Origin of the sequence: Paenibacillus sp. GYB003 (assembly GCF_036577625.1) — a bacterium.
Taxonomy (GTDB): domain Bacteria; phylum Bacillota; class Bacilli; order Paenibacillales; family NBRC-103111; genus Paenibacillus_AB.
Genome location: NZ_JARBDC010000075.1, coordinates 170056 through 194488, shown reverse-complemented (window position 1 = coordinate 194488; position 24433 = coordinate 170056). Strand labels below are relative to the sequence as shown.

The 24433-nt window shown below is 58.5% G+C and carries 23 protein-coding genes; 10 read left to right on the top strand and 13 right to left on the bottom strand.

Annotation, left to right across the window (positions count from 1 at the left end):
* Positions 1–113: 113 nt before the first annotated feature.
* Together PV407_RS24875 and PV407_RS24870 are read right to left on the bottom strand one after the other, a co-directional pair.
* Entirely contained in the window at positions 114–2360 is a 2247-nt protein-coding gene (locus tag PV407_RS24875; RefSeq protein ID WP_332092710.1) for an FAD-dependent oxidoreductase, read from the bottom strand.
* A 97-nt stretch (positions 2361–2457) separates the two neighbouring features.
* Positions 2458–2673: a hypothetical protein gene (locus PV407_RS24870; RefSeq protein WP_332092709.1), complete on the bottom strand. Its 216-nt coding sequence runs from the start codon at positions 2671–2673 to the stop codon at positions 2458–2460.
* A 313-nt stretch (positions 2674–2986) separates the two neighbouring features.
* Between PV407_RS24870 and PV407_RS24865 the strand changes: the two genes are divergently transcribed.
* Positions 2987–3802, top strand: a complete 816-nt coding sequence (locus tag PV407_RS24865; protein ID WP_332092708.1) for an AraC family transcriptional regulator — start codon at positions 2987–2989, stop codon at positions 3800–3802.
* A 95-nt stretch (positions 3803–3897) separates the two neighbouring features.
* Here the strand turns inward: PV407_RS24865 and PV407_RS24860 are convergent, their stop codons facing one another.
* Positions 3898–5031 carry an ABC transporter permease gene (locus PV407_RS24860; protein WP_332092707.1) on the bottom strand — a complete coding sequence of 378 codons (1134 nt, stop codon included), beginning with the start codon at positions 5029–5031 and terminating at the stop codon, positions 3898–3900.
* Positions 5028–6023 (bottom strand): ABC transporter ATP-binding protein, encoded by a 996-nt coding sequence (locus tag PV407_RS24855; RefSeq protein WP_332092706.1) that lies wholly within the window; start codon positions 6021–6023, stop codon positions 5028–5030. The genes PV407_RS24860 and PV407_RS24855 overlap by 4 nt, the downstream gene beginning before the upstream one ends.
* A gap of 213 nt (positions 6024–6236) precedes the next feature.
* Between PV407_RS24855 and PV407_RS24850 the strand changes: the two genes are divergently transcribed.
* From PV407_RS24850 to PV407_RS24820, 7 genes are all read left to right on the top strand, one after another.
* Entirely contained in the window at positions 6237–7169 is a 933-nt protein-coding gene (locus tag PV407_RS24850; protein ID WP_332092705.1) for an RluA family pseudouridine synthase, read from the top strand.
* A gap of 135 nt (positions 7170–7304) precedes the next feature.
* Complete coding sequence (locus tag PV407_RS24845) at positions 7305–7940, top strand: class I SAM-dependent methyltransferase (protein ID WP_332092704.1); 636 nt, start codon at positions 7305–7307, stop codon at positions 7938–7940.
* A complete protein-coding gene (locus tag PV407_RS24840; protein ID WP_332092703.1) occupies positions 7937–8539 on the top strand; it encodes a DedA family protein in 603 nt (200 codons plus the stop codon). Before PV407_RS24845 ends, PV407_RS24840 begins: the two co-directional genes overlap by 4 nt.
* A 4-nt stretch (positions 8540–8543) precedes the next feature.
* Positions 8544–9239 (top strand): response regulator transcription factor, encoded by a 696-nt coding sequence (locus tag PV407_RS24835; protein ID WP_332092702.1) that lies wholly within the window; start codon positions 8544–8546, stop codon positions 9237–9239.
* A 46-nt stretch (positions 9240–9285) separates the two neighbouring features.
* Positions 9286–10257 carry a HAMP domain-containing sensor histidine kinase gene (locus PV407_RS24830; RefSeq protein ID WP_332092701.1) on the top strand — a complete coding sequence of 324 codons (972 nt, stop codon included), beginning with the start codon at positions 9286–9288 and terminating at the stop codon, positions 10255–10257.
* A gap of 145 nt (positions 10258–10402) precedes the next feature.
* Positions 10403–10996, top strand: coding sequence for a TetR/AcrR family transcriptional regulator (locus PV407_RS24825; RefSeq protein WP_332092700.1), 594 nt, complete (start codon positions 10403–10405; stop codon positions 10994–10996).
* 30 nt (positions 10997–11026) lie between these two features.
* Positions 11027–11461 (top strand): DoxX family protein, encoded by a 435-nt coding sequence (locus PV407_RS24820; RefSeq protein WP_332092699.1) that lies wholly within the window; start codon positions 11027–11029, stop codon positions 11459–11461.
* Between the two features lie 413 nt (positions 11462–11874).
* On the opposite strand, the gene PV407_RS24815 is transcribed toward PV407_RS24820, so the two are convergent.
* The gene (locus PV407_RS24815; RefSeq protein ID WP_332092697.1) at positions 11875–12612 is read right to left on the bottom strand and encodes an SDR family oxidoreductase; all 738 of its coding nucleotides are present in this window, start codon (positions 12610–12612) and stop codon (positions 11875–11877) included.
* Between the two features lie 183 nt (positions 12613–12795).
* On the opposite strand from PV407_RS24815, the gene PV407_RS24810 reads away from it, so the two are divergent.
* Entirely contained in the window at positions 12796–13722 is a 927-nt protein-coding gene (locus PV407_RS24810) for an AraC family transcriptional regulator (protein WP_332092696.1), read from the top strand.
* Positions 13723–13804: 82 nt separating this feature from the next.
* Here PV407_RS24810 and PV407_RS24805 read toward each other — a convergent pair whose 3' ends face one another.
* The 8 genes from PV407_RS24805 to PV407_RS24780 all read right to left on the bottom strand — a co-directional run bounded on the left by PV407_RS24805 (position 13805) and on the right by PV407_RS24780 (position 23201).
* Positions 13805–15016, bottom strand: a complete 1212-nt coding sequence (locus PV407_RS24805; protein ID WP_332092695.1) for a bis-aminopropyl spermidine synthase family protein — start codon at positions 15014–15016, stop codon at positions 13805–13807.
* 434 nt (positions 15017–15450) lie between these two features.
* Positions 15451–15570, bottom strand: a complete 120-nt coding sequence (locus PV407_RS29650; protein ID WP_442951707.1) for a stalk domain-containing protein — start codon at positions 15568–15570, stop codon at positions 15451–15453.
* Positions 15527–15706: a stalk domain-containing protein gene (locus PV407_RS24800; RefSeq protein WP_332092694.1), complete on the bottom strand. Its 180-nt coding sequence runs from the start codon at positions 15704–15706 to the stop codon at positions 15527–15529. The genes PV407_RS29650 and PV407_RS24800 overlap by 44 nt, the downstream gene beginning before the upstream one ends.
* Positions 15664–16011, bottom strand: coding sequence for a hypothetical protein (locus PV407_RS29645; RefSeq protein ID WP_442951703.1), 348 nt, complete (start codon positions 16009–16011; stop codon positions 15664–15666). The genes PV407_RS24800 and PV407_RS29645 overlap by 43 nt, the downstream gene beginning before the upstream one ends.
* 436 nt (positions 16012–16447) lie before the next feature.
* Complete coding sequence (locus PV407_RS24795) at positions 16448–20227, bottom strand: heparinase II/III domain-containing protein (RefSeq protein WP_332092693.1); 3780 nt, start codon at positions 20225–20227, stop codon at positions 16448–16450.
* Between the two features lie 224 nt (positions 20228–20451).
* A complete protein-coding gene (locus PV407_RS24790) occupies positions 20452–21162 on the bottom strand; it encodes an HAD family hydrolase (protein WP_332092692.1) in 711 nt (236 codons plus the stop codon).
* 50 nt (positions 21163–21212) lie between these two features.
* On the bottom strand, positions 21213–21710 hold the full coding sequence (locus PV407_RS24785; protein ID WP_332092691.1) for a GNAT family N-acetyltransferase: 498 nt from the start codon (positions 21708–21710) through the stop codon (positions 21213–21215).
* 150 nt (positions 21711–21860) lie between these two features.
* Positions 21861–23201, bottom strand: a complete 1341-nt coding sequence (locus PV407_RS24780) for an ABC transporter substrate-binding protein (protein WP_332092690.1) — start codon at positions 23199–23201, stop codon at positions 21861–21863.
* A 245-nt stretch (positions 23202–23446) separates the two neighbouring features.
* Between PV407_RS24780 and PV407_RS24775 the strand changes: the two genes are divergently transcribed.
* Entirely contained in the window at positions 23447–24310 is an 864-nt protein-coding gene (locus PV407_RS24775; protein ID WP_332092689.1) for an AraC family transcriptional regulator, read from the top strand.
* The last annotated feature ends 123 nt before the right edge of the window (positions 24311–24433 follow it).

Below are 24433 nucleotides of genomic sequence, written 5' to 3'. Positions count from 1 at the left end.
GTAAACTCCGCTTTCCATCAGTATGCCTTCCTGAAACCGTTTTTATGTATGCGTTTTCGTCAAAACGAAAAACCGGGGCCCCCTAAATGGGAGCCCCGCTTCCGGCGCTCGCCTCAGACGACCCGGATCGCCACCACTTCGGCGCACGGCGAGCCGTTCGTCGATCGGACGACGAGCCGAAGCCGGTCGGCCGTCACGGTCCGGCCGAGACGATGCACGTTGCGCCGTTTGCGGTTGTCGTCGGCCTCCGCCAACACCGTCCAGCCGTCGGCGGTGTGCGCCTCGAGCCGGTACTGCTTGACCAGCTCCGGGATCACCTCGAACGGCGTGCGCTTATAATGCAGGTTGACCAGGTCTTCGTTGACGTCGTCGTTGAAGATCAGATGGATTTCCGAGAACCCGCTCGGCTTGTCCCACTGCAGCTCCAGCCATTCGTCGCGGCCTTCGCGCATCGCCGCGGACACCCACATATGCGGGCCGCCGTAAGGCCGCTGGTAACCGTCGATGACTTTTTCCGGCACGTAGGCGGCGGTTTCGTTCAACAGCCTGAAGCAAAACGGCTTGCGCACGAGACGCTTCATGCTCCATTTGACGACCAGCTGCTCGTTGTCCAGGGCGGTCAGCAGGCTGGAAATGTTCGCGCTTTTCTCTTTAATGAACGACAGCGTGCCGGTTGTCGGCGTATGCGACCGGTACAGCGCGATGTCGGCGTTTTCTTTGACGACGACGAACGCGTTTTGCGGCGCTGCCGGAGACCAAGGGAGGCGGAACCGGACCCACTGCCGGCTCCCTTCCTTCACGTTGGCCGAGCCGGCGACGATCAGCCGGTGGGGAATGTAGTTTTCCGGCTTGCCCGTATCCCATACTTCGACTTCGACGACGGTATCCCGCTTCGCGTCGAGCAGCAGCTCGAGCTCGTCGATGCGCGGATCGACCGGAACGAGGAAAGCGACGTCGGTATCCGGCTCGAACGTCGACTCCGGCGTATCGACCGCAAGCCGGGAAAGATGGCTGGACGCCGTTACGCGCGCGCGGACCGCCAAATCGGCATCGTCGTCGCACTTCACGCCGAACATGGCGGCGTCCTGCCACAGCAGCGTTTGCTGCAGCTCGCGAATATGGCTCCGGTACAGCTCTCGCGGCGTCGCGTTTTTGTCCGCGCAGAGCGCGGCGGCGACGCCGGCCGCCTCCCCCATCGCGGAGCAGGTCGCCATCACTCGCGTCGCTCCGAACGCGACGTGGGTCGCGCTAATGTTCCGTCCGGCGAACAGCAAATTGCTCACATTGACCGAATACAGACAGCGGAACGGGATTTGAAACGTCCCGTCGACGCAAAACAGCTTCGACACGTAATCGCTCGCGTACATCCCTTCCGGAGGGTGCAGGTCGATCGACCAGCCGCCCATCGCGACGTTGTCTTCGTACTGCGTCTGGTTTTTCAAATCGTTCATCGTCAGCATATAGTCGCCGACGAATCGCCGGTACTCCCTCTTGCCGGGCACGCTCCCGACCCATTCCAGCGTCATGTTGTCCGCGTCGAACTTGCCGGAATTTTTAATGTAATCCCATATGCCGTAAATGACCGACCACAGCTCGTCGCGGATGCGCTCGTTGTCGCGCAGCGTATCGATTTCCCCGCCCCATTCGATCCACCAATAATGGCAGCCGGAGTCGCCGCTTTTGAACACCCGCTTCATCGGGATCGCCGTCTTCGTAATGTCTTTCGCGAAGCTCGGCGGGATAAATTTGACCGGATGGCCCGCGTCCTTCGTATAAAACAGCAGCGTGCTTCCGAGCGTAATGCTGTCCGCCTCGTCCGGCGCCCAGTCTTCGCCGAATTCGCTTTTCGCTTCGCGGCCGAGCCTGTACTTCGCCCCGGCGAGAAATCCGACGAGCCCGTCGCCGGTGCAGTCGAGGAAAACGGGGCTCTCGAAGCGGATTTTCCGCTCGGAGCCCATCATCCAGCCGGTCGCCGCCCGAACGACCCGGTTCGACTCGTCCCCGTCCGCCTCCACCTCGTGAACGTTCGTATTGAGAAACAGCTGAATATTCGGCTCCTTGCGAACCGTTTCCAGCACGACCAAATCCCACAGGTACGGATTGCCGTCCGGGTTCAAATATTGATTTTCGACGATCATCTCGCCGATAATGCCCGTTTCCCGCGCATAGCGGTTAACCCCCAGCCCGGTCGCGCCGAGCACCCATACCCGGATTTCGCTGCTCGAATTGCCCCCCAGCACCGGACGGTTTTGCACGAGCGCGACCTTCTTCCCGAGCCTTGCCGCCGACACGGCCGCGCAAACGCCGGCCAACCCTCCGCCGACAACGGTCACATCCGAGCGAACCGTTTCGAATCTCATAGCCTTCTCTCCCCAATCGGTTTCGTTTCGGTACCATCATACCGGACGCGATCCGGCGTGAACATGCAGCAATCGTGCAGCGAACATATACTCTGTTTCACTTGCGCCTCTCCTGCCGCAGCCATTGGTTCGCCTTCTCCTCCGCCTCGCGCAGCGCGGTATTGACGTCTTTGCGCTCGACGGCGATCTTCTCCGCCGCTTCGTTCAGAAACGGGCACAAATCTTGGTCGTAAACGGACGCCCTCGGCGACGGCGACAGCTTCGCCTTGATCGCCTTCGTCACGAGCTCCTCCAAATCCGCATCGTTCAGCACGGATGCGTTCTGGGAATAAAACGCAAGCGTAACCGGCTCGTCGCGGTAGCCGTCCCGCTTCTCCGGACCCGGACCGTCCCCGTCCCGCGCCGCCGCAGCCGGCCGTCAAAAGCGATACGAGCACCGAAGCAAGCAAACTTCCGGAAAGCGTTTTCCCAAACAACCGCGCTTTGACAGCCTTCTTGTCGTTCATCGCCGCACCTCTTCTCCGATTCGTTTCAGTTTCATCATCATCAAGAAGGATGACGGCCTAACATGCAGTAATATATCAATAGCATATATTTTATTTCGGACGCGAAGGAGGGAGCCGGCATTGGGCACCGTCAAGCTGTGGGCGCAAACCGTGCATCTCGTATCCCATGCCTATTTCGAACGGAAAAGCCGCTTCGAGGTTCAATCCGACGTATACCCCGTCTGGGTGCTGTTCGCGTTGGAGGCCGGCCAGTTTCGCTACCGGATCGGGGAGGAGCGCGGCGTCATCGGCCCCGGGGATCTCGTCTTTTGTCCGCCGGGCTACGCATTCGAGCGCGAAATGGTGTCGACGCTGTCGCTTCACTATATCGGCTTCGAGTTCGCCGAGACGCCGCCCGTCCCGGACGACGCCTTGCCGCCGACGTTCAAGGCGCATCCGGCCGACGGCAAGCGGCTCGCCTCCGATTTCGCCTATTTGCGCAGACTCGGTCTCGCGAACGATCCCCGGCATTTTTTGCGCAAGCAGGCGGTGCTGAACGACATCTGGCAGCTCGCCTGCGACGAATGGGACGACGAGACGAGCGGCGGCGGCTTGGCGGAGCTGGCCGAGTCGGACGACATGCTGATGAACCGGGCCGCGGAATGGCTCATCGGCAGGGCGCATACCCCGTTCAGCATGCGGGAGCTGTCCGATCTGCTCGCCTTGAGTCCGGTGCAGCTGACGCGCCGTTTTCAGAAAGCGTTCCGGATGCCGCCGTCCGAGCTCGTCCGCCTTTTGCGCATCCGCAAAGCGGCGAAGCTGCTGCTCGATACGGAGCTCAACCTGGAGCAAATCGCCGAACGGTGCGGCTACGAGAACGGCTTCTACTTAAGCCGCGTATTCAGCCGCTCGATGGGAACGAGCCCTTCCAAATACCGCAAGCTGAACCGGTTGTAGAAGGGCTCCCGAACGCAAACACCCCCCGGAGAACGACGGATTGCCGCGCGGGCATCCGCTTCTTCCAGGGGGTGTTTTTCATTGCCGCCTCCTGCCTACTCCCACTTGAACAAATAGCTCGACAGCGCGAACGCGGCGACCATCCAGCCGGCGAGCAGCGCCACTTCCGGCCAGAGCGCCGTCAGGTCGGCTCCGACGTTCATCACCTGGCGCATCGCCGCCGTCAAATGCGAAATCGGCAGCAGCTTGACGATCGGCTGCAAAAATTGCGGCATTTCCTTGATCGGGAAAAAAACGCCGCCCAAAAACAGCATCGGGTACGAGACGAAGCCGGCGATCGGCCCGGCGCTTTCCGGCGTTTTCGCCAGCGAGGCGATGATGAAGCCGAACGACATGAACGTCAGCGTGCCGAGCACGACGAACAAGCCGAGCAGCAGCCACGAGCCGTTCACCTGCGTATCGAAAAACGTCGAGCCGACGACGACGACGAGCCATACTTGCAGGCCGTTCATGACGAGCCTGGCCGTAATTTGCGCGCCGATGAACGTGGCCGCACTCAGCGTCGTGCTCTGCATGCGCCGCAAAATGCCGCGTTCGCGCCAGGAGGCGATTTGTCCGGCGACGCCGTTCAAGTTGTTCGACATGATCATCATGGCAAGAATGCCGGGTACGAGAAAATCGATATATTTCAAATGGAGCGACTGTACGGCCGACGCGTCCACCGTGACGACCGGCGAATAGTTGGCGAGCTGCTTGCTGACGCCGTCGACGACCTGCGACAAAATCGTCAGGGCGATTTGCGACGTCGTCATGTTCGTCTCGTCGTAATACGCTTTGACCGTCGCCACCTCCGGCGTCGTCATGAACACGGGATCGACGTATTCGCTCGATTCGTGCATCGACAGCAGCTCCTGGTACCCTTTCGGCACGACGACGACGATATGGCGGTCTCCCTGCCGAAGCTCCTTGAGCGCTTCTTCCTTGTCATATTGTTCGTGGAGCTCGATCACCGTATTCATCTGCTGCAGCGAGCGAATGAGTTCGCGGGACGCCGGGCTGTTGTCTTCGTCGATGACCGCGCCGGAAAGCGATATCCCGCTGCCGTTGTCGAGAAAAAAGCCGATCATGCAGACGAAAAAGACCGGGAAGAGCAGCGACCAGAACAGCACCTGACGGTTTCTCGCAAACATGCGGAGCTGGGCAAGCGTTAGCTGCAAATAAGCTTTCATGACTCCCTGAGGCTCCTTCCCGTCATATGGAGAAATACGTCTTCGAGCGTCGCCGATCGCGTGCGCAAATCGGCGAACGCGATGCCGTTCGTCCCCGCGACCGCGATCCAATCCGTAAGCGTCGCCTGCATCCGGTCCGTGTACAGCACGTACCAGTCGCCGCGAACGTCGACCTGCTTCACGCCGCTTACGCTTTGCAGCAGCCCGAGCGTCTTTTCCCGCTCCGGACTGTCCGCGGAAGCGCCTTCGAGCAGCGGCAGGCGAAATTCGACGGCGCAGTTCGACCGCAGTCCCCGCACGAGCCCTTCGGGCGTGTCGAGCGCGATCACTTTGCCGCCGTCCATCAGGCAGACGCGGTCGCACAGCATATGGGCCTCGTCCATATAATGCGTCGACAGGACGATCGTTTTGCCGCGCGCCTTCAAATTCAAAATGATGTCCCACAACGTGCGCCGCGCCCCCGGGTCGAGACCGGTCGTCGGCTCGTCGAGAAAAATGATTTGCGGGTCGTTGACGAGCGCGAGCGCGATGGCGAGCCGCTGCCGCTGCCCTCCGGACAAATGCTTGACGCGGTCGTTTTTCTTCTCTTCCAAAATCATATCCTGCAGCAGCGGCTGGATCGGAACCGAGTTTTTATAGAAGCTCGCGTACATGCGAACGATTTCTTTCACTTTAAGCAGATCGAACAGCGAGGTCGACTGCAGTTGGACGCCGATGACCTGCTTCACCTTTTTGAGCTCGAGCTGCGTATCGTAGCCCGCGACGACGACCGTTCCCGAATCGGGACGGCGCAGCCCTTCCATCATTTCCAGCGTCGTCGTCTTGCCCGCGCCGTTCGGGCCGAGCAGGCCGAACACTTCGCCGCGGCGCACGCCGAAACGGACCCCGTCCACGGCGGTGAGCGCGCCGTACCGTTTCACGAGCCCTTCCACCCGGATGACCGTGTCATCCCCGTCAAGCCGGCGCTCCGCCCCGCTCAGCGTTTCGTTCATAAACACCCTCCCTAGCAATTGACACTATTATAGCATTGTTTGAGAGCGTACGTCGAAAGACGCGAATCGCGGGAGCCGATACGGCGGTTCGAAGGCGCGACAACGCCGCCGCGCCGGGCCGGAAGCGGGAAGCGCCGAAAAGGATGCTTTTTGTCGCCGTTTACGATATAGTAACAAGAAAGAAGCTGTATAGCCTATTGACAAGGAGATCGCATGAACGTCAAGAAACGTCCGAAAGCGCATTCGCCCGCATCATCCCCCAAAAACGACGCGACCGAGCTCGTCGTCGGCGAGCCGACGGAGCTGCTCGCCTTTTTGCTCGCCTCGCTGCCCGGCCGAGGGCGCAATTCGGTCAAATCGATATTGGCCCGCGGCCAGGCGGCGGTCGACGGCCGGCCGATCACGAAATACGACCATCCGCTGCAGCCGGGCCAGCGGGTAACCGTCAGCTGGACGAAAGTCGACCGGAGCGGCGGCGACAAGCTGGTCGGGCTGACCATCCTGCACGAAGACGACGATATCGTCGTCGTTCATAAGGAAGCCGGCTTGCTGTCGATCGCCACGGCTCAGGAAAAAGAGCTGACCGCCTACCGCCAGCTGTCCGATTATGTGAAACGCGTCTCGCCGTCGGCCCGCATTTTTATCGTCCACCGGCTCGACCGCGATACGTCGGGCGTCATGATGTTCGCGAAGAGCGAGCGGGTGCAGCAGCTGCTGCAAAACGACTGGAAGGACGCCGTGCTGGAACGGACGTACGCCGCCCTGGTCGAAGGAGCCGTTCGGACGAAGGAAGGGACCGTCAAGTCCTGGCTGAAGGAGAACAAGGCGATGGTCGTCTATTCGAGCCCGAAGCCGGACGACGGCCAGCTGGCGATCACGCACTATAAAGTGCTGCAATCGAACGACCGGTACTCGCTGCTCGAAGTTCGGCTGGAAACGGGACGGAAAAATCAAATTCGCGTCCATATGAAAGACATCGGGCACCCGGTCGTCGGCGACAAAAAATACGGCGCCCGCGGCAGCTCGCTCGGCCGTCTCGGCTTGCACGCGCACGTGCTGTCGTTCCGCCATCCGACGGGCGGAAAAACGATGCGCTTCGAAAGCCCGATCCCGTCCGCATTCCTGCGAATGTTCAAGGAAAAATAAGACGCGGGCCGCCATAGCGTCTCCTCTTTCGTTTTCTTAAACTTTTCTTCAGAAACGTTTAAGAATTTCCTTCGCCAGATCCTGACTTTTATCGATTATGATAGAGTCAGCTGCAAAGAAGAAGGGAGTTTCCCCATGTGGAACCAGATTCGCGATAAAATGCTGTTTTTATATAAATTCGCCCGCGCGCCGAAGCAAATCGGCAGCATTACGCCGAGCTCCGCGTTTTTGGCCAAAAAAATGATCCAGCAGGTGCCGTGGCAACGGGTACAAGCCGTTGCCGAGCTCGGCGCCGGCACCGGGGCGATCACGAAATATATCGCCGCGGCGAAACGCGACAAAACCCGCGTGCTTCTGTTCGAGAAAGATCCTTTATTGCGCGAACAGCTTGCCGAGCGGTACCCGGAATTCGGCTGCTATGCCGACGCCAGCAGCATCGATTCCGCGCTGCGCAGCGAAGGAATCGGCGAAGGCCAGCTCGACTGCATTTTGAGCGGCTTGCCGTTTTTCAACTTTCCGCAGCAGTTGCGCGACCGGCTGATGGAGCAAATTACCCGCTCGCTGAAGCCGGGCGGCTTGTTCATCGCCTTCCAATATTCGCAGCAAATGAAAAAACAGCTGGACCGCAATTTCGAGCTGGAGCATATCCGCTTCGTGGCGCTCAACGTCCCTCCGGCGTTCGTATACGTTTGCCGCAAAAAAGAACATTCCCCGTCCGTCAGAGCCTCGTACGGCTTGCGCACCGCGGGTAAGGAGAGCCCTGTTTTATGAGCTACGAGACATTAATGTCTCTGATCGGGCAGTTCGGATACGCTGCCCTTTTTTTCGCGTTATGGCTCGGCATCGTCGGGATGCCGATTCCGGACGAAGTGATCGTCATGACCGGAGGAGCCGTAACGGCCAGCGGGGCGCTTCATGCGGTCCCCGCCTTTTTGCTTACGTATTTGGGCGTCGTTTCCGGGCTATCCTTGGGATACGTGCTCGGCCGCTGGCTCGGCACCCCGGTGCTCGACCGGCTGCGCCGCAAGAAGAAGCTGGACAAATATTTGGACATCTCCGACAGGCTGGTGCAGAAATACGGCAGCTTCGCCTTGTGCATCGGCTACTTTTTCCCGGTCGTCCGCCACGTGATGCCGTATTTGGTAGGTCTCGGCAAAATGACGTTCCGGCGCTACGCGCTGTTTTCGTATACGACCGGATTCGTCTGGACGCTGCTCTTTTTTTCGCTCGGCCGCGTCGTCGGCGATCACGCGCGCGAGATCGGCTATTTTTTGTACAGCTACGGCTTGAAGCTGCTTTGGATCCCCTTCCTGATCGCGGTCGTTCTGATCGCGATCCGCTTCAGACGAACGAAACGATCGGAGGGATGACGGCATGGCGCAAACCGTGCTCGTAGCGGACGACGATCCGGATATTCGCGACGTCGTCGGCATTTATTTGCGCGGCGAAGGCTTCCGCGTCGTCGAGGCGGAGGACGGTCGGCGGGTGCTGGAGCTGCTGGAAAGCGAGCCCGTCGATCTGGTTATTCTCGACGTCATGATGCCGGGCATGGACGGAATCCGGACGTGCTTCAAAATTCGCGAAGCATCCGCCATTCCGATCATCATGCTGTCGGCCAAAGGGGAGCATATCGATAAAATAACCGGCCTCACGACCGGCGCCGACGATTACGTGGCCAAACCGTTCAACCCGCTCGAGCTGATCGCCCGGGTGAAGGCGCAGCTGCGCCGGCAATCGCTCGCCTCCGGATCGCCGCGGCAGCCGGCGAACGACGCGGTGATCGAGATCGACGATTTGACGATCGACCGGAAGCGCCATCTCGTCACCGTGCGCGGCAAAGAAGTGTCGCTCACCCCGATCGAATTTTCCATCCTCGAATTTCTAGCCGGCCATCGCGGCCAAGTGTTCAACGTCGAGCAAATTTACCGGAACGTCTGGAAGGAAGACAAGTTTTGTTCGGACAACACGGTCATGGTCCATATTCGGAACATCCGTGAGAAGGTGGAGGAGCACCCGCGTGAGCCGCGATATATTCAGACGGTTTGGGGCGTCGGCTATAAAGTGGAGTAAGGCGACGTGGTCTTTCGTCCATTGGAAGAGAAGCATTCGCGGCCGAATGATGTGGTCCATTACGATCAGCTTTTTTCTGGCAACGGCCATCTCTTCCGTCTGGAATCATTTTTGGCTGTTCGTCGTTATGTTTTTCATCATGTTCTCGCTGTTCATGCACAGCACCGTGGCGTACATTCGCACGCTCTCCGACGGGCTTATGCGGATCGCCAAAGGCAATCTGGACTACCGGGTTCCGCCGGACCGTCAGGACGAGCTCGGCAGCGTCGCCCGAAACATCAACTACATGGCCGCGCAGCTCCAAACCATTATGGCCAAGGAGCGCGAGCTGGAGAAATCGAAGATGGAGCTGATCACGAACGTCTCCCACGACTTGCGCACGCCGCTGACGAGCATGATCGGCTATTTGAATTTGCTCAAAAACGACGATTACGCCAATCTCGAAGAGCACAAGCGGTACATCCAGAACACGTACAACAAAACGCAGCAGCTGAAAAAACTGATCGACGACCTGTTCGAGTATACGCGCCTGACGAGCGGCGCCTCTCGCTTCGCGTTTCGCGACGTCAACCTGGCCGGCCTGCTCGAGCAGCTTATCATCGAATTCGAGCCGATCGCCGAGGAGCAGTCGCTGACGGTGCGGCTCATCGCGGAATCCGATCCCGCGTACGCCCGTGTCGACGTCGAGCAGTTCGTGCGTGCGCTCGACAACTTGCTTATGAACGCGCTCAAATTTTCGCTCAAGCCCGGCGACGTGACGGTCCGGCTGTTCGAGCGGGACGACCGCCTGCGGCTCTCCGTGGAAAACCGCGGCCGGCCGATCGCGAAAGAGCAGGAGCGGCTGCTGTTCGAGCGGTTTTACAAAGCCGAGCCTTCCCGCTTCGACCCGTCGTTTCAGCCGGGCGCCGGACTCGGCCTGTCGATCGCGCGCAGCATCGTCGAGCTGCACGGCGGCGTGCTCGGCCTCGCCCACAGCGACGGTCTGTTCACGTTTTTCATCGAGCTGCCGAAACGGTGAAGCGGCTTATAAAAGAAGGGCGGCGAACTGCGACGAGGTCCGGCGCCGCTGCTTCTTTTTGAGGATGCCTGCCATCTATTATTTACAAACCGATGGTCGGTATATATAATGGAAACAAGGAAGCTCAACGAAAAGGGGGATGGCCGTGAAACAGGAACAACGCAGGCGGCAAACCATACGGCTGCTGATCGAGACGACGAGGGATTTGGTGCTGGAGAAAGGCTGCCCTTCCGTAACGATGCAGGACATCATGAACCGGTCGGGCTTGTCCAAAGGCGCGATTTTTCACTATGTGAAAAGCAAGGACGAGATTTTTGTCCGGCTCCTGGATGAACGGCTTGAGGAGACGAACGCGCGCTTCATGCAAGAAATCGAGCAAGGCCGGCGGACGTTCGAGGAGCCCATGAAGGTGATCAGGGAAAGCATCGTCGCTTACGGGCAGGCTCATGACGTGACGAACAAAGTGCTGACGTATTTGCTTGGCAAAGAAGACGATCCGGTTGTCGCGGCGGCGCTGAAGCGATACTACGAGCGATCCGTCGCGTTATCCCGGACGTGGATCGAAACGGGGCAGCGGCACGGCCGAATACCGGTGGCGGTCGATGCGGAGACGACGGCGGAGCTGTTCGTGCTGCTTACATTCGGCCTTCGCGTTCGCGCCTCCATCCCGGATGCGAAGGCGGTTCTATCCGGGGACGATCTGGCGTCGTTTATCGCCGATAAGCTCAATCCCCGTTAAGCGGGAAGCAAATCGACCGGAGGGATTCATATGATTCCGCTTTATGCGCTGATCGCGGCTTTTCTGATGTTCAAGGGCCTCGGCCTGCTCGGCGTCGCGTATTTCGAAGGCTGGCATCCCCCGCTGCGGGGGGCGGTCGCCGTCATGATGCTCGTCGCCGCATCCGCGCATTGGGGACGCCGACGTTCGGACCTGATCCGCATGGTGCCGGCCGGCTTTCCCGGGCCGGATCGGATCGTGACGATCACCGGGCTGCTGGAAATAGCCGGGGCCGTCGGCATTTGGTTTCCGGCCACTTCCCAAGCGGCCTCCGTGGCGCTGGCTCTTCTGCTTGTCGCCATGTTTCCCGCCAACGTGAAGGCAGCCCGGGAACGATTGACGATCGCCGGACGACCCGTACCGAATCTGCTTCCCCGAACGATGCTGCAGATCGTCTTTGTTGCGGCGATCCTTTTGGCCGGCTAGTCCGCAATAGTTCGTTCGATCTTATTTATCCTCTACTTGAACGTTGGATTCGTGTCCCTTTGTTTGATGCGAATCGTCCAGACATCGGACTTCGTATCGTATTTTGCCGTTTTGATAACCGGTATTCCATTATTCCCTTGTAGGGTCAAAGCCTTTCGAATCGCTTCCGCTTCGGATAAATTTGCGCCATCGGGTTTATGGCTGGGGAGAACGGCAACCTTCTTAGCATCGGATTGTCCGGGATCCGTCAATTCCCGGTTCGATATCGGCTGAATTTGAACGACAACCAAACAGCGGAAAGCTCAGGATTAAGGCGATTCCAACGTACAAAAATGCTTTCATCGCACACCTCCTTGCTTCATTAAACGTTTATGTTTGGAAGTTTGTTCCGCTATGCCGCAAATCCGCCATATTCAGTTGAACCCGCCGTTTACGCGAATCGTCTGGCCCGTGATCCAGCGGGCTTTGTCGCCGACGAGCAGCTCGATCGCATTCGCGATGTCCTCCGGTTCGCCGAGCCGTCCGAACGCGTTCATTCGGCGGTACGAATCGATCAGCTCCTCCGATTTGCCGGTCAAAAACAACTCGGTCGACACTTGCCCGGGCGCGATGCAGTTGATCATGATGTCCTTCGGACCGAATTCCTTTGCCAATTGGCGGGTCAACTGCTCGACCGCGCCTTTCGTCGCGGCATAGACGCTGTACGTCGGGAGCATCGCGCCCGACACGGAGGTCGAGAAGTTGATGATCGTCCCGCCTTGCGACATATGCTTCATCGCTTGTTGGCAAGCGAAATAAGTTCCTTTCACGTTCACGGCGAATTGCCGGTCAAACATCTCCTCCGTCACGTCCGCGATAGCCGTGCATTCCATAATGGCGGCATTATTGACCAGAATGTCCACGCGCCCGAAACGCTCGAGCGTCTCCGAGAATAACGCTTCGACGTCGCTCACCTTGCTTACGTCGGCGCGGATGGCGGTCGCTTCGCCGCCGTTTTGCACAATCGTCTCGACTACCTCGTCCGCTTTTCCCGGATTCGAGGAATAATTGACGACCACCTTTGCTCCGATTTGCGCCAATTGAATGGCCGCTTGCCGTCCGATTCCCCGCGACGCCCCGGTGACGATCGCCACTTTTCCGTTTAAACTCATTTCCGCTCTCTCCTTTATGTCGTTTTTGGCCGTTCGGTTATCCGCTTCGTTCGACCTCGCTCATTCATTATAGCCCACGTTCGGACGTACGCGTTAGAACATACCTGTTCAATCCTTGCCTAATTCTCTTCGATCCCGCTATGATAAAATAAATGACGCCGTACCGGAAAGGAATTCAAGAACATGGACGAATCTTTGCGCATGGAGCAAGCGCTGCGGCAACTGGCGCTCTTGATACGCCGTCACGCTCCGTCGAACGGCACGCATCGGACGGCCGTGGCTTCGTTGACGCTGATGCATACCGCGCAGCTGTCGGAACCGCTGGAATCGATATACAAGCCGTCCATTTGCGTCGTGGCGCAAGGGGCGAAAACGGCCGCACTGGCCGACGAAACCTTCCGATACGATCCTTCGACTTACCTCGTCACTTCCGTCGAATTGCCGATCGTCGGCAAAATCGTCGAAGCTTCGCCCGAGATCCCGTATTTAAGCTTGAAACTGAGCTTCGACGCCGACGTCATCCTGGACATTATGAAAGAGATGAACCGCCCCGTTCGCGTTCCCGCGGAAGGCTGCCGCGGCATCGCCGTGAACCGAACGTCTCCCGCATTACTCGAAGCCATCGTGCGGCTCATGCAATTGCTCGACGCGCCCGAGGACGTTCCGGTTTTGGCGCCGCTCGTGATTCGCGAAATTTTATATCGAGTGCTTCAGAGCGAACAAGGCGCGCTCCTCCATCACTTCGCGATAATCGGCAGCCATGCCCATAACATCGCCAGAGCGATCCAATCGATTAATCGGCAATACGACCGGCCGCTTGCGATCGAGCAGCTTGCCAAGTCCGTAAACATGAGCGCGTCGGCGTTTCATAAACATTTCAAGCGCGTCACGGCGATGAGCCCGCTGCAATACCAGAAAACGGTGCGCTTGCAGCAAGCCCGGCGCTTGATGCTGGCGGAAGCCGTGCAAGCCTCCGAGGCGGCCTTCCGCGTAGGCTACGAGAGCCCCTCCCAGTTTAGCCGGGAATATGCCCGCATGTACGGACGGCCGCCGGTTCTGGACGTTCGGGAGCTTCGCGATTCGGTCGCAAACTCCGATGCGCTTGGTTGACTGTCGAAGCATGGGGAGGAACGGGTCCCTGACGATCGGTCGATCGTTCAGGCCCTGTTCTCCGACAAACTTACGGTCACAATCAGGCGCTTCCGTCTGCCGCACCGTTATCCTCGTCGTTCCTTCCCGGAGCTATCGTTTTTTTGCCCACCATCTCAAACGTATCGTGGCCGCAGCGATCGCAGCCTTCGTTTTTCAGCTGCTCGATGGTCGCAACCGTCCCCGTTATGCCGACTTCTACATCTCCGGAGCACCGCTTGCAGCGATACGTGCGCAGCGTTTGCTTCACTTCGCCCGTGTACAAGGCGTCCGTGAAGTTCCCGGGGTATTCCGGCCTCGTCTGATCCGTTGTCCGCAAAATAAACATCTGGCTCCGGTTGGCGATCATTTCCGCGCCTTCGTAAGCATTGAACTGCGGAAAATTCGCGCTGACCGTCAGCCCCATCCGGACAAAATCCCGCTGCATGGCCAACATGAACGCAGGCGATTTATGGGCGAAGGACAGAAAGACAGGCAGTCCCTTTTCCCGTTTCAATGCCTGAATCCCGCGCGATACGAACAGGTTCATCCCCTGAAGCGTGTAGGGAGGATCGGTGAAAACACAATCGTACCGCCCGTGAAGGTTGTCCGGCAGCGGCTGCCTTACGTCCAACCGCCGGCATCGAATCGGCAGTCCCCGCTCCGCGGCAATCGATTCGATATAATGCAAAAATCGTTCGTCAATATCCAAAACCTGCACATGCGTAGCGGTATGACCGCCCGCCGGAAACAGCCGCTGCAGGAGCAGTCCTATGGACACGCTCACCAGGTCGTCATCGCCGACGCATACAATGTTTTTTCCGATCAACGCATGCTGCTTCAGACAAAGGATGGCGCGACGCAGGCTTGTTTCCGGCGTACATTTCGACTGATCGATCCGAACGTCGACAGTCGGTCGCAGCGAAAACAGACCCTCCAGTACGGTTAACGTATCTTTGAGCGCCTCAGCCCATCCGGTATCATGGCGCAAATCGCGATAAAGCGAACGATTCAACCCGCGATACCCCCATTCCCGCTCGATCCAGGCCGACCCGTCCGGCGTGCAGCGGACTCCGCGGTCCTGCACCAGCGCCCCTGCTTGTATGAATTCCCGTTTGATGGCGGCGGCTACCGGAGTAGGCAGCAGCGTGCTGCGCGCCAACTCTTTCGTGGAAATCCCCGGGTTCAGATAGCACTCGAGAAGCAGCTGCTCGATAGCCTGCTTCCCTTCCTGTAACCGGACCTTCTCACTTGCTTGTTCGATGTACGTTTTCACTTATACCCTCCTATGCGTTCGCTCCGGCAATGAAAATACAAAAAGGGCAGGAATGAACATACGTCATCCCTGCCCTTGTTTGGCAGCCGCCTAAAAAACACCGCAAAAAAACAAAAATCCGAGCCGAACGCAGCACGGATTGGGTGAATCGATAGGCAGCCCTTAGGCTTTGATTATGTCCGCTGTTCTTAACTAATTCCGAAGTCTTCGCAAGCCCGTTGCAAAACGAACCATGCTGTTTCAGCAGCTGGCCCTTGGGACTGTCGAAAACTTCAAATATGGAATTTCATTAGTTAAGAACGACCGCAGACATCAAAATCTCTCCTTGGAGAAAATTGGTTTTATTTTACTACACGCTATTTCATTAGTCAAGCCGATTGTCGCTTTTTGGACCCGCAAAACCGGTTGTCGGCCGACGGGCACCCTTTGGATCTTCAGAGCCTCGTCGTATCCGTTGTAATCTTGACGGTTTTGGACTCGTCTTCCCAGGATACATGCGCACCGAGAGACTCACTGATAAATCTTAACGGAACTAAGGTATTGCCATTTCGGATGATAGGGGCTATCCAGGATGACCGTCTCCTTATTTACCAATGCTTCGAGCTGCCCTATGGTCAACTGTATAGTAGTGTCTTCCTTTCTCGCTACTAGGGTTGAAATCGATTCCACCCACTCGATGCTAGTTCCCATGGCAGCGCATGATCCGCCCCGGCCGCAATCATCGCAACATTCCGTAGGCCTGAAACTTGGACCGGTATCATCGGGTTCTCCGAGGACATTTCGCCGTTCCCAAAAGCCCCTGACCGATTTGTTTCTCCCCAAGCCCAAACCGATCCGTCATGCTTAACGGCTAAGCTGATTCGGCCGCCTGCCGCGATATCTGTCCATCCGCTTGTTGCAACTTCGGCAGCAAATGCATCGCCAGGTCTCCAAGCAGCGGCAAAAGCCTCGCCGAGCAGAAGTAATCCATTAAATCGATTTCTTAGAATGAGCATTTGATCTCCTTTTTCTACGCGTGCTAAAATTAAAACGGACCATTCACAAATTCGTCATATCCATTCCAATTCCTTTAACCGACCTTTTTGCACGCCGAAACGGCAGCGGAGCGGGAAACGGAATGGAAATGTTCCCGTTATTTTCGGTCGTTTCCCGTATCCGGGCAAAACAACGGGAAAACGTCCCGCTACATTCGTCCAAACCGCGCTTTTCGCCGAATCGACGCCATTTTACCTGGAGCTTTTCCAGTTATTTCGAAACGACGCCTATAGGAGAGCGAGGGAACTGGAGGTTTTCCAGTTAATCGAAGCACTTCGATGATGCACATTCGTGTATTAGCGGAAACTTATTCCCGGTAAAGAAACATTCGCTTTATGATCAAAAAAAGCGGCAGTCCCGAAGAACAGCCGCTCGCTTCATAGCTATAAGTCGCGCTTACAGCGTAATCTCCACTTGATGCGTTGCCGCCGTCATGCTGTTGATCGTCAGCAGCTTGGTCGCGGCGTTGTACGCGTATTGCCCCGCCGCAAGCGTTACGCCGTCGACCTTCACCGCCGAAACGGAGGGGACGTACAGCTGCGGCGAACCGGCGGCCGTCAGGGTCACCGTCCCGGTCCATTGGGTCGCCGACGTCTTGCCGAGCGCAGCGCCTCCGCCGGCCGTCATGCTGACGAGCACCTGCGAGCCGTCGGACAGCACCGTGCCGGTCGCCGAGGCGTTGACGGCCGCATAGCGATCGTAGCCGCCGCCCGCAAGCTTGCGGGACAGGCATTGCGTAGCCGCGCAGCTGATCGTCAGGTTGCTCGCGGTCGTGACGGCGGCGTTCGTCGGGTTGACGAATACTTGATCGGCCGCACCGGTCAAAGTGACGACGAGACCGGTCGCCGGTCCGTTGGTCGCCGTGGTGACCGGATAAGGCGCCGCTTTGGCGATGACCGTCCCGGCCGGGGTCAGTCGGACATAGTCGAGCGAAATCGCGTAGCCGGCGCTGGACGCGTTTTTGCCGGTCGCCGTCAGCTTCAGCGTATGCGTACCCGCGGTAAGCGTACGGTTCAGGTAGCTCGACTCGCTCGGATCATAGTAGACGTCGTACAAATCGAGGCCGGTGCCAAGCGTCGCGCCGTCGAGCTCAACCTTGATCGTGCCCGCCGACGGGGTCTTGACGAAGCCGAGCCGCAAATCGTAATTTCCGGCGGAAGGGACGGTGATCGTGTAGGTGACCGAATCGTTAACGGCCTTTGCCGCATACGTAACCGCCCGATAGTATTTGAGCATGCCCGCGTAATTCGGGCTGCCCCCGCTTGCCGCCGCCGGCAGCAGCGTTTCGCCTTCGATAATGCCTTGACGGTCGACCGTCGTCCGGATGAGCGTCACGAACGACTCGGAGGCGACGGGGGACGAAGGCTTCACGCTGCCCCATGTTCCGTATTTTTCCGCACCCGAATATTGCGTGTACAGCCGGGTCGAACCGGTCGGCCGGAGCAGCTGCACCGAGGCGGACGCTCTGGCCTTCTCGATCAGGAAGGAGGCCGGCAGCGTCGAGCCTATCGCGAGCGGCGTCCCGTCCGATGTGAACGTACCGCCTTTGTCCGTATGAAACAGCATCTCCGGCGTACCCGCCGAGGCCAGCGCCACATTGTCGACGATCAGATGGTAGTCGGGCTTCACGTTGATCAGACGGCGCTTCCATTGGCTGACGTCCGGCGTCGTCGCATACGACCCCGTAGCGTCGCCGACCCCGAGCTCGAACACCGGGGAGGTGAAGAAACCGACCGTGCCGCCGCCGGTTTTTACCGTCTGCCCGCTTCCGTTTACGAGCATGACGTTGTGTCCGATACTGCCGGTCGTCATGGCGGTGGTTGCCGGACTGCTGTTGTCGAAATAGCCCGGGTCGGTCAGCAGCCATTCTCCGCCGGCGTTCAGAATGAAGCTGTTGTCGTCCTGGTGGTTATGCCCGTAATTGCTGTTGTCGGAGTAGAAGGCCAGCAGCTCGTCATGTTCGCCCCAACCGGTGCGGAACGCCTGGTATCCGATGTCTTGGAATTGAGCCGAGAGCGGCAGCCCGGCCGCGTCCGGCGCCGTAATCGCCCCCGCATTGCTCAGGTAAACGAACCGGCCCCAGTTCGCCGAATCCGACAGCTGCTCCTTGGCATACCATCCGGCCAGGCCGTCGCCGTTGCTCGCGAGAATGAGCGCCGGTGTCGCGATATTGCCGGCCGTATCGGAGTCGCTGAAGTTGGCGTTGCCCGTGCCTTGCGGACCGTTGAAGTAGACGAGCCACTTCGACAGCCGGTCGGAAATGAACGGGTGCGAGAACGCGTCGTCGACGCCCGTCACCCGCCGAATGAAATCGTCGGCGGCGAAGATGCTGTTCAGGCCGACGCCCGTATACAGAAACCCTTCGGATTTTCCGGATGTGTTGAGCGTGTTCAAGTAATTCAGATGAATTTGATACGCCTGATTCAAGTACGAATCGTACGAATCCCGTTCGCCCAGCCCGACGACCGCCGCGGTCGCCATTGCGCCCGAAACCGCATAGTAAATGTTCTGATCGACGAACGTCTCCAGGTCTTTCTTCATAAGCCGGATGCCCTTCTCATACATGGCGTCGAGGAGCTTCTCGCGCTCGGCCGGCGTCAACAGGTCGTAGACCATGTCGTAGACGGTGGCGACGCCCCGCGTAATGTAGCTCGAATCGAGGCAGGAGAAGCCGCTGCCGCCGCCGAGACACGGATAGGCCGGATCGCTCCAAACGTCCCAATCGGCCAGGCTGAGCGCATAATCTCGGGCTTTTTGCCCGTAGACGGGGTTATTCGTGACGACATACGCCAGCGACAGCGTTTCCAGCCGAACCTGAATCTGGGACCCGACCGCCGTCCAGAACGGGTAATGGCCGGACGTATAGGTGGAAGGATTCTCATGAGGAATCGGCTGCACCGGCGGCAGCGGGTACGTGACCGTGATGCCTCCGGCGTAATTCACGCTGAAGGACGTTTCGCCAAGATAGCTGTCCGCCTGCGCCTGCACCTTGCTCCAGATCGATGCGTACGATTCCCCGTATGGATTCGGGGATGTGTCGAGCGCCTTCGCGCGCAAGCCCGGTACGTCGGCCGCCGTAAAATAAAGCCGCGGATGCCCCGTTACGATGGGCGTGAAGGCGGTGGCCGGAGCCGCGTATGTTTGCCGGACGGAAAAGTCGTCGAAATAAGCCGTCGTCGTGCTGGAAACCGGCGTGTACGCCATCACGACCAAATAATCCGTATTCGCCGGCGCAACGCCCGACACCGTCAGCTTTTCCCAGGAGCCGGTCGTCGTGCTGCCGATGAACCGCACGCCCACGCGGGTATCGGAGGCGTTCCCGACCGTGCTTTGCCAAAACTCCAAATACAGCTGTCCGGCACCCGAGATATTGCGGACCCAGCCTGTCGCTTCATAGGCGGAGCCGGCGGACGCCGGCAGCTTCGCCGACCTCATGCCGTAGCCCGCGCTCGCGCTGCCGTCCACGATCTTCAAGCTCTTCGTGCCGCTATGGGCAAAGTCCGCGCTGACCGCATACGTTCCCGCGGCGTACGGCGTCCAGTCCGCCGGCATATTGGAGCCGTCCGTGCTCTCGAAGCTCGGGTTCGGCACGCTGCCGACCTCGTCGATCCGGCGGATCGAGACCGCGTCGAAGTAGGCGGCGCCCACGTTCGCCTTACTCGAATACATCATGACGCTGACCGTCGCCGTGCCGGCAGGCGCTTGGCCGCTCACCTTCACGTACTCCCACGCCCCGGTCGCGGTCGTGACGGCGAACTGCACGCCGATGCGCGTATTCGTGCTGTCCCAAAATTCGAGATACACCTGCCCGCTGCCGGACTCCGCGTAGACCGAAGCGTAAGCTTCATAGACGGAGTACGGATGCGCCGCCATCCGGTCGCTGACCATGCCGTAAGCGGTGGCGCTGGTCGTGTCGTTGATTTTGAGACTTTTGGTTCCGTCAATGCTTCTTGCCGTAGAGATGGTTTGCTGGGTTCCCCAAGCTCCCCCGAACACCGACCAGTTTGCGGGAGGCGACCCCGTCTCGAAGCCGCCGTTCGCGATCGTCACCTTGGAAGCGTCGCCCGCTTTGCCGGGCAAAGGGTACAGGAGGACCGGGACGAGTAAGGCCAGGACGAGAGCGGATGCGAACCAGAACCTTTTATACCTGTGTTTTACCGGTTTAAAAATGGACACAAAAAAAACCTCCCACCATTCAAAAATGTGTGTAGGCTTATTCTGGTTGCCGAAAGTCCGATTGACCGCCGTTCATGCCGCTATGACGTCCTTATGTTCCCGCAGCTTTCGTGCGGGCTCCCTCCCTTCGGCCGAAGCCGGGCTATGCAGCGTAGTTTCATTATAGCATGAATTTGATGGAATAGGACGGGGGCCGCGCCATCCTGCAAGAAATAAAATAATGTTCAAACTTTGCTTCCGTCGAAAAGGATCGAGCGAATGTCGCCGATCCGTTCGACCGCGTAGCGCGGCGCGATTCCGGCGTCGAGCGGCGCCCGGCTGCGGTTGTAGAAACAAAAATCGATGCCTGCGGCGAGCGCCCCCGCGTAATCGCATTCGAGCGAATCGCCGACGAACAGCGCCTCCGACGGCCGTACGCCCAGCTCGCGCAAGGCGATTTCGAATATGTACGGGTCCGGCTTCCAGCGGCCGACCTCGTCCGACACGATGAAGGCGTCGAACAGACGGAAAATGTCCCCGCTCGCCGTCCGTTTCCGCTGCGCTTCCCCGATGCCGTTCGAAACGACCGCCAGCTTGCGGCTGCCGTGCAGCTCGCCGAGCAGCTCCTTCGCTCCTTCCTCGAAGTGGCATAGGGCGCAAAAATGGTCCCAGTACGTTTCCGCCAGCTTCGCCGAACGGGATGCGTCCCAATCGAGCCGCGCGAGCGTATCCCGAAACGAGTAGTCGAGCACTTGACGGATGCTCAGCTTTCGCTCGGTTCGCTCGTTCCAATAGACCCCGTTAATCGGAGCGAACGTTGTCCAGAACAATTCCCACGAAAAACGCTCCCACTCCTCCAGCCCGTGCTGCCGCCCGGTCATCAGCATCGAGTCCGCTTCGCACCGGTCGTAATCGAGCAGCGTATTATCGAGATCGAACAGTATCGCTTTGTACAAGCAGGCTCTCCCCTTTTCTCCATTCTCTATAAGCGGATGTCCGATGACTCTTACAGCCGCTTTTCGAAGCCGATCCGATACGTCTCGAATCCGAACTTCGCGTGAAGCGATCGCGAGGCGGCGTTTTCCGCCCCCGTCTCCGACCGGAGCAGCCCGGCCCCGTTCCGTTTGGCCCGATCCTCGATCCGTCTGAGCAGATCGAGCCCGAACCCTCGGCCGCGATATTCGCGAGCGACCGCGATATCGCATATTTCGGCGATCGTCAGCGCGTAATCGGGCACGTCGACGAATTGCACCCACAGGTAGCCGACCGTTCGCCCGTCCTCCGTTTCCGCGAGCTCGGCCATCGTCCGGGGATCGTCCATCGAGCGAAGCAAGCTTTCGAAAAACTGCCCGGGCTGCGACGTGGACATCCATTTGTCCCGATACGCTTCGTACGGCAGCTCGCGCGCCCACGACGTGTCGCTGGCATAATTGATTTCGCAATGCAGCTCGAGTACGGTCGCCCGATCTTCCGCGCGTATCGTTCTATATCCGATTCCGTCCATAAGTTGAATCGCCTCCCGCTTCGGCTTCGGGCATGCGACGCGCCCCGAAGCGTTCCGTCTATATTCCATGCGGCCGGGCCGAATTCCTTCCTGCGCCGCGGAACGCGAAAGACTCCCCGGTCCGATGCCGGAGAGTCTGGGCGAAGCCGTTTATTTCTTTTTGCTTTTTTCCGCTTCGACGAGCTGCTTCAGCTTATCGTCGAGCTGTCGGAGCGACGTGTTCAAATCCGCCTTGCCGCTCACATAATCGACGAACGCCGCGCTGACCGCCGATTGCTGCGAAGCAAGCGGAACGTCGACGAGACCGGGCTTCCGTTTCGGCGTCGGATCGGTCGGCGGATAGTAGGAAACCGCCTTCATGTTTTTCGTTTTGTAGATCGGATGCTCCGTACCGAGCGCGTTCTGAATATCTTTATTGTTGAGCGTCGTCGGAATGCCCTGCTTCGAGTCTTCGAGCTGAATCTCGTCTTTCAGCATTTCCATAATGACCTCGAACGCCTCGTCCTTATGCTTGCTCGTTTCGGTAATCGACCAATACGCCGGACCGCGCTGGCTTACCCGCTTCGGAGCGCCGTCCATCGTCGGCAGCGACACGATGTCCCAGTTGATTTCCGGCGGAATGATCAAGTATACGCTGTGCAGGTTGGCGGAAAGCGCAGCTTCGCCTTTGCCGAACATGTTCATGTCTTCGGCGGCCGTTTTCGGATATTCGTTGCCGGGGACGTCGTAAAACCGCTTCAAATTGCTGAACACCTTCGACCATTTATCTTGGTCCGTCAGTCCGTCCTTTTCCGGATCCAAAATCGCTTGGGAGAACGGATTGTCCCGCAGCATCCCCGTCAAATTGGCGCTGAAGCCGCGTATTTGCTTGCTGCCGTCAAGCCGCGTCATTTTTTTGGACAATTCGTACGTTTCGTCCCACGTCATGCCGTCCTTCGGATAAGGCACGCCGAACTTGTCGAACAAATCTTTGTTGTAGTAAAGCACGTTCGGGAAAAACGGCGGGACGGGCAGCCCGTACAGCTTGCCGTCACGGGTATAGTCTTTGATCTCCTGAATGAACACGGGGTTGAACCGATTCAAATCGTACTTGTACTTTGTCACGTACGGCGTCAAATCGACACCCAGGTTCAAGTCGAGATAGCCGGTCCGGAGCGTCGGAATATCGGTACGGATCAAGTCCGGGATTTCTCCGCGCGTCACCAAGTCCGTAATATTGTTGCCGGTCCCGCTCGTCTGGTAGTTGAACGTAATGTGCGGGAACTTTTTTTCGAGCGTTCCGCGAAACCGTTTGTCGAACTCCTCCTTGCTGACCCCCGCCGCGTAAATGAGCATCGTGTACGGATCTTTTTTCGCCTCCGCCTTCGGTTTGTCCGTACCGGTGTCCGCTCCCCCTGGGCCGCCCGAGCCGCCTCCCGAGCCGCAGGCCGACGCCGCAACGAGTCCGGCGCACGCCAGCAGCGCCAACGAAACATTTCTTCTGTTGAGCATAGTGCGATCTCCCCCCTAATTTTGATAACGCTTTCAACAAATACACTTCTTCATTATCGCAAAAAGGTAAAAATAGGATATGACGTTTTTTTACCACAACCGACCTGTTTTTTACGTTCCTGTACATTACATGTATAGTTAGTTATGGTACAATATATTCAAAACGATGCGGCAGGTGAACGTCATTGACAGTGTACCCTTTGTACCAGGATTCGCTCGCTCACGCGCAATACGGAAAAAGCCGAATGCCCATCTTTGTCGTTCTCAGTCAGTTAAGACACCATTATCCGCTGCACTATCACAATTTCGCCGAGCTCAGCCTCGTAATCGAAGGAAGCGGAACGGAAATCGTCAACGGGAAGCCGCACCGTTTCCGCAAAGGGACCGTTACGTTTTTGCTGCCCCACCATATCCACGAAGTGCGCCTGACCAGCCCGAACGCAATGAAATACAACTGCATGTTCGACCTCAACCTGCTGTTCCTGAGTCCGTCCGACCGGGAGCTGGCGAACGCTCTTCTGCGCACCGGCTCGGATTACCCGTCGCACTACGATTTGGACGAGGAGCAGAACGCGTATTTGAGCTCGTTGTTCGAGGCGATGCGGCAAGAATACGAGCATGAACGATTCGGCAAAGATTCCGCGCTCCGCTCGAAACTTTTGGAAGCGTTTGTATTTTTGCTCCGCACTCCGTGGCCGCAGGGCGCTTCCGAGCGGCAAGCCGTCAAGTACGAAAGCGGGGGCAGCATCGCCGAGCGCATTTTGCAATATTTGCATATGCACTACCAGGAAGAAATTACGCTGGGCGGACTGGCGAAGCAGTTCAACATCAACGCTTCGTACTTGAGCCGCATTTTCAAACAAATGGCCGGCCGGACGTTTACCGACTATTTGCACTCGCTTCGCGTCGGCCGCGCCGCCAGCCTGCTGGCGACGACGTCGATGAGCGTGACCGAAATCGCGATCGACGTCGGCTTCGACCAGACGCGAACGTTTACCCGCGCGTTCAAGGACGTCAAAGGGACGACGCCGAAGCAGTACCGGGCGCTGTTCCGCAATGCGGCCGGAGGGGAAGACGCGCCGCTGCCGTCCGCTGCCGAGAGCCATTAACGCGTCGTGCAAACGCCAGCGCTTCGGGCCGGTTTTCCGCCTCCCCGTTTCGACTTATGCCGCGCCCGCAGGCCGCCCGCCGCGAAAGACGGGCCCAAACGGAACGTTTGCTGCGAACCCTAT

What these genes read in the sequence shown, in the direction of transcription:
- PV407_RS24875 (WP_332092710.1), bottom strand. Translation starts at nt 2,360, where the DNA reads ATGAGATTCGAAACGGTTCGCTCGGATGTGACCGTTGTCGGCGGAGGG.
- PV407_RS24860 (WP_332092707.1), bottom strand. Translation starts at nt 5,031, where the DNA reads ATGAAAGCTTATTTGCAGCTAACGCTTGCCCAGCTCCGCATGTTTGCG.
- PV407_RS24855 (WP_332092706.1), bottom strand. Translation starts at nt 6,023, where the DNA reads ATGAACGAAACGCTGAGCGGGGCGGAGCGCCGGCTTGACGGGGATGAC.
- PV407_RS24850 (WP_332092705.1), top strand. Translation starts at nt 6,237, where the DNA reads ATGAACGTCAAGAAACGTCCGAAAGCGCATTCGCCCGCATCATCCCCC.
- PV407_RS24845 (WP_332092704.1), top strand. Translation starts at nt 7,305, where the DNA reads ATGTGGAACCAGATTCGCGATAAAATGCTGTTTTTATATAAATTCGCC.
- PV407_RS24840 (WP_332092703.1), top strand. Translation starts at nt 7,937, where the DNA reads ATGAGCTACGAGACATTAATGTCTCTGATCGGGCAGTTCGGATACGCT.
- PV407_RS24835 (WP_332092702.1), top strand. Translation starts at nt 8,544, where the DNA reads ATGGCGCAAACCGTGCTCGTAGCGGACGACGATCCGGATATTCGCGAC.
- PV407_RS24830 (WP_332092701.1), top strand. Translation starts at nt 9,286, where the DNA reads ATGATGTGGTCCATTACGATCAGCTTTTTTCTGGCAACGGCCATCTCT.
- PV407_RS24820 (WP_332092699.1), top strand. Translation starts at nt 11,027, where the DNA reads ATGATTCCGCTTTATGCGCTGATCGCGGCTTTTCTGATGTTCAAGGGC.
- PV407_RS24815 (WP_332092697.1), bottom strand. Translation starts at nt 12,612, where the DNA reads ATGAGTTTAAACGGAAAAGTGGCGATCGTCACCGGGGCGTCGCGGGGA.
- PV407_RS24810 (WP_332092696.1), top strand. Translation starts at nt 12,796, where the DNA reads ATGGACGAATCTTTGCGCATGGAGCAAGCGCTGCGGCAACTGGCGCTC.
- PV407_RS24800 (WP_332092694.1), bottom strand. Translation starts at nt 15,706, where the DNA reads ATGGGAACTAGCATCGAGTGGGTGGAATCGATTTCAACCCTAGTAGCG.
- PV407_RS29645 (WP_442951703.1), bottom strand. Translation starts at nt 16,011, where the DNA reads ATGCTCATTCTAAGAAATCGATTTAATGGATTACTTCTGCTCGGCGAG.
- PV407_RS24785 (WP_332092691.1), bottom strand. Translation starts at nt 21,710, where the DNA reads ATGGACGGAATCGGATATAGAACGATACGCGCGGAAGATCGGGCGACC.
- PV407_RS24780 (WP_332092690.1), bottom strand. Translation starts at nt 23,201, where the DNA reads ATGCTCAACAGAAGAAATGTTTCGTTGGCGCTGCTGGCGTGCGCCGGA.
- PV407_RS24775 (WP_332092689.1), top strand. Translation starts at nt 23,447, where the DNA reads ATGCCCATCTTTGTCGTTCTCAGTCAGTTAAGACACCATTATCCGCTG.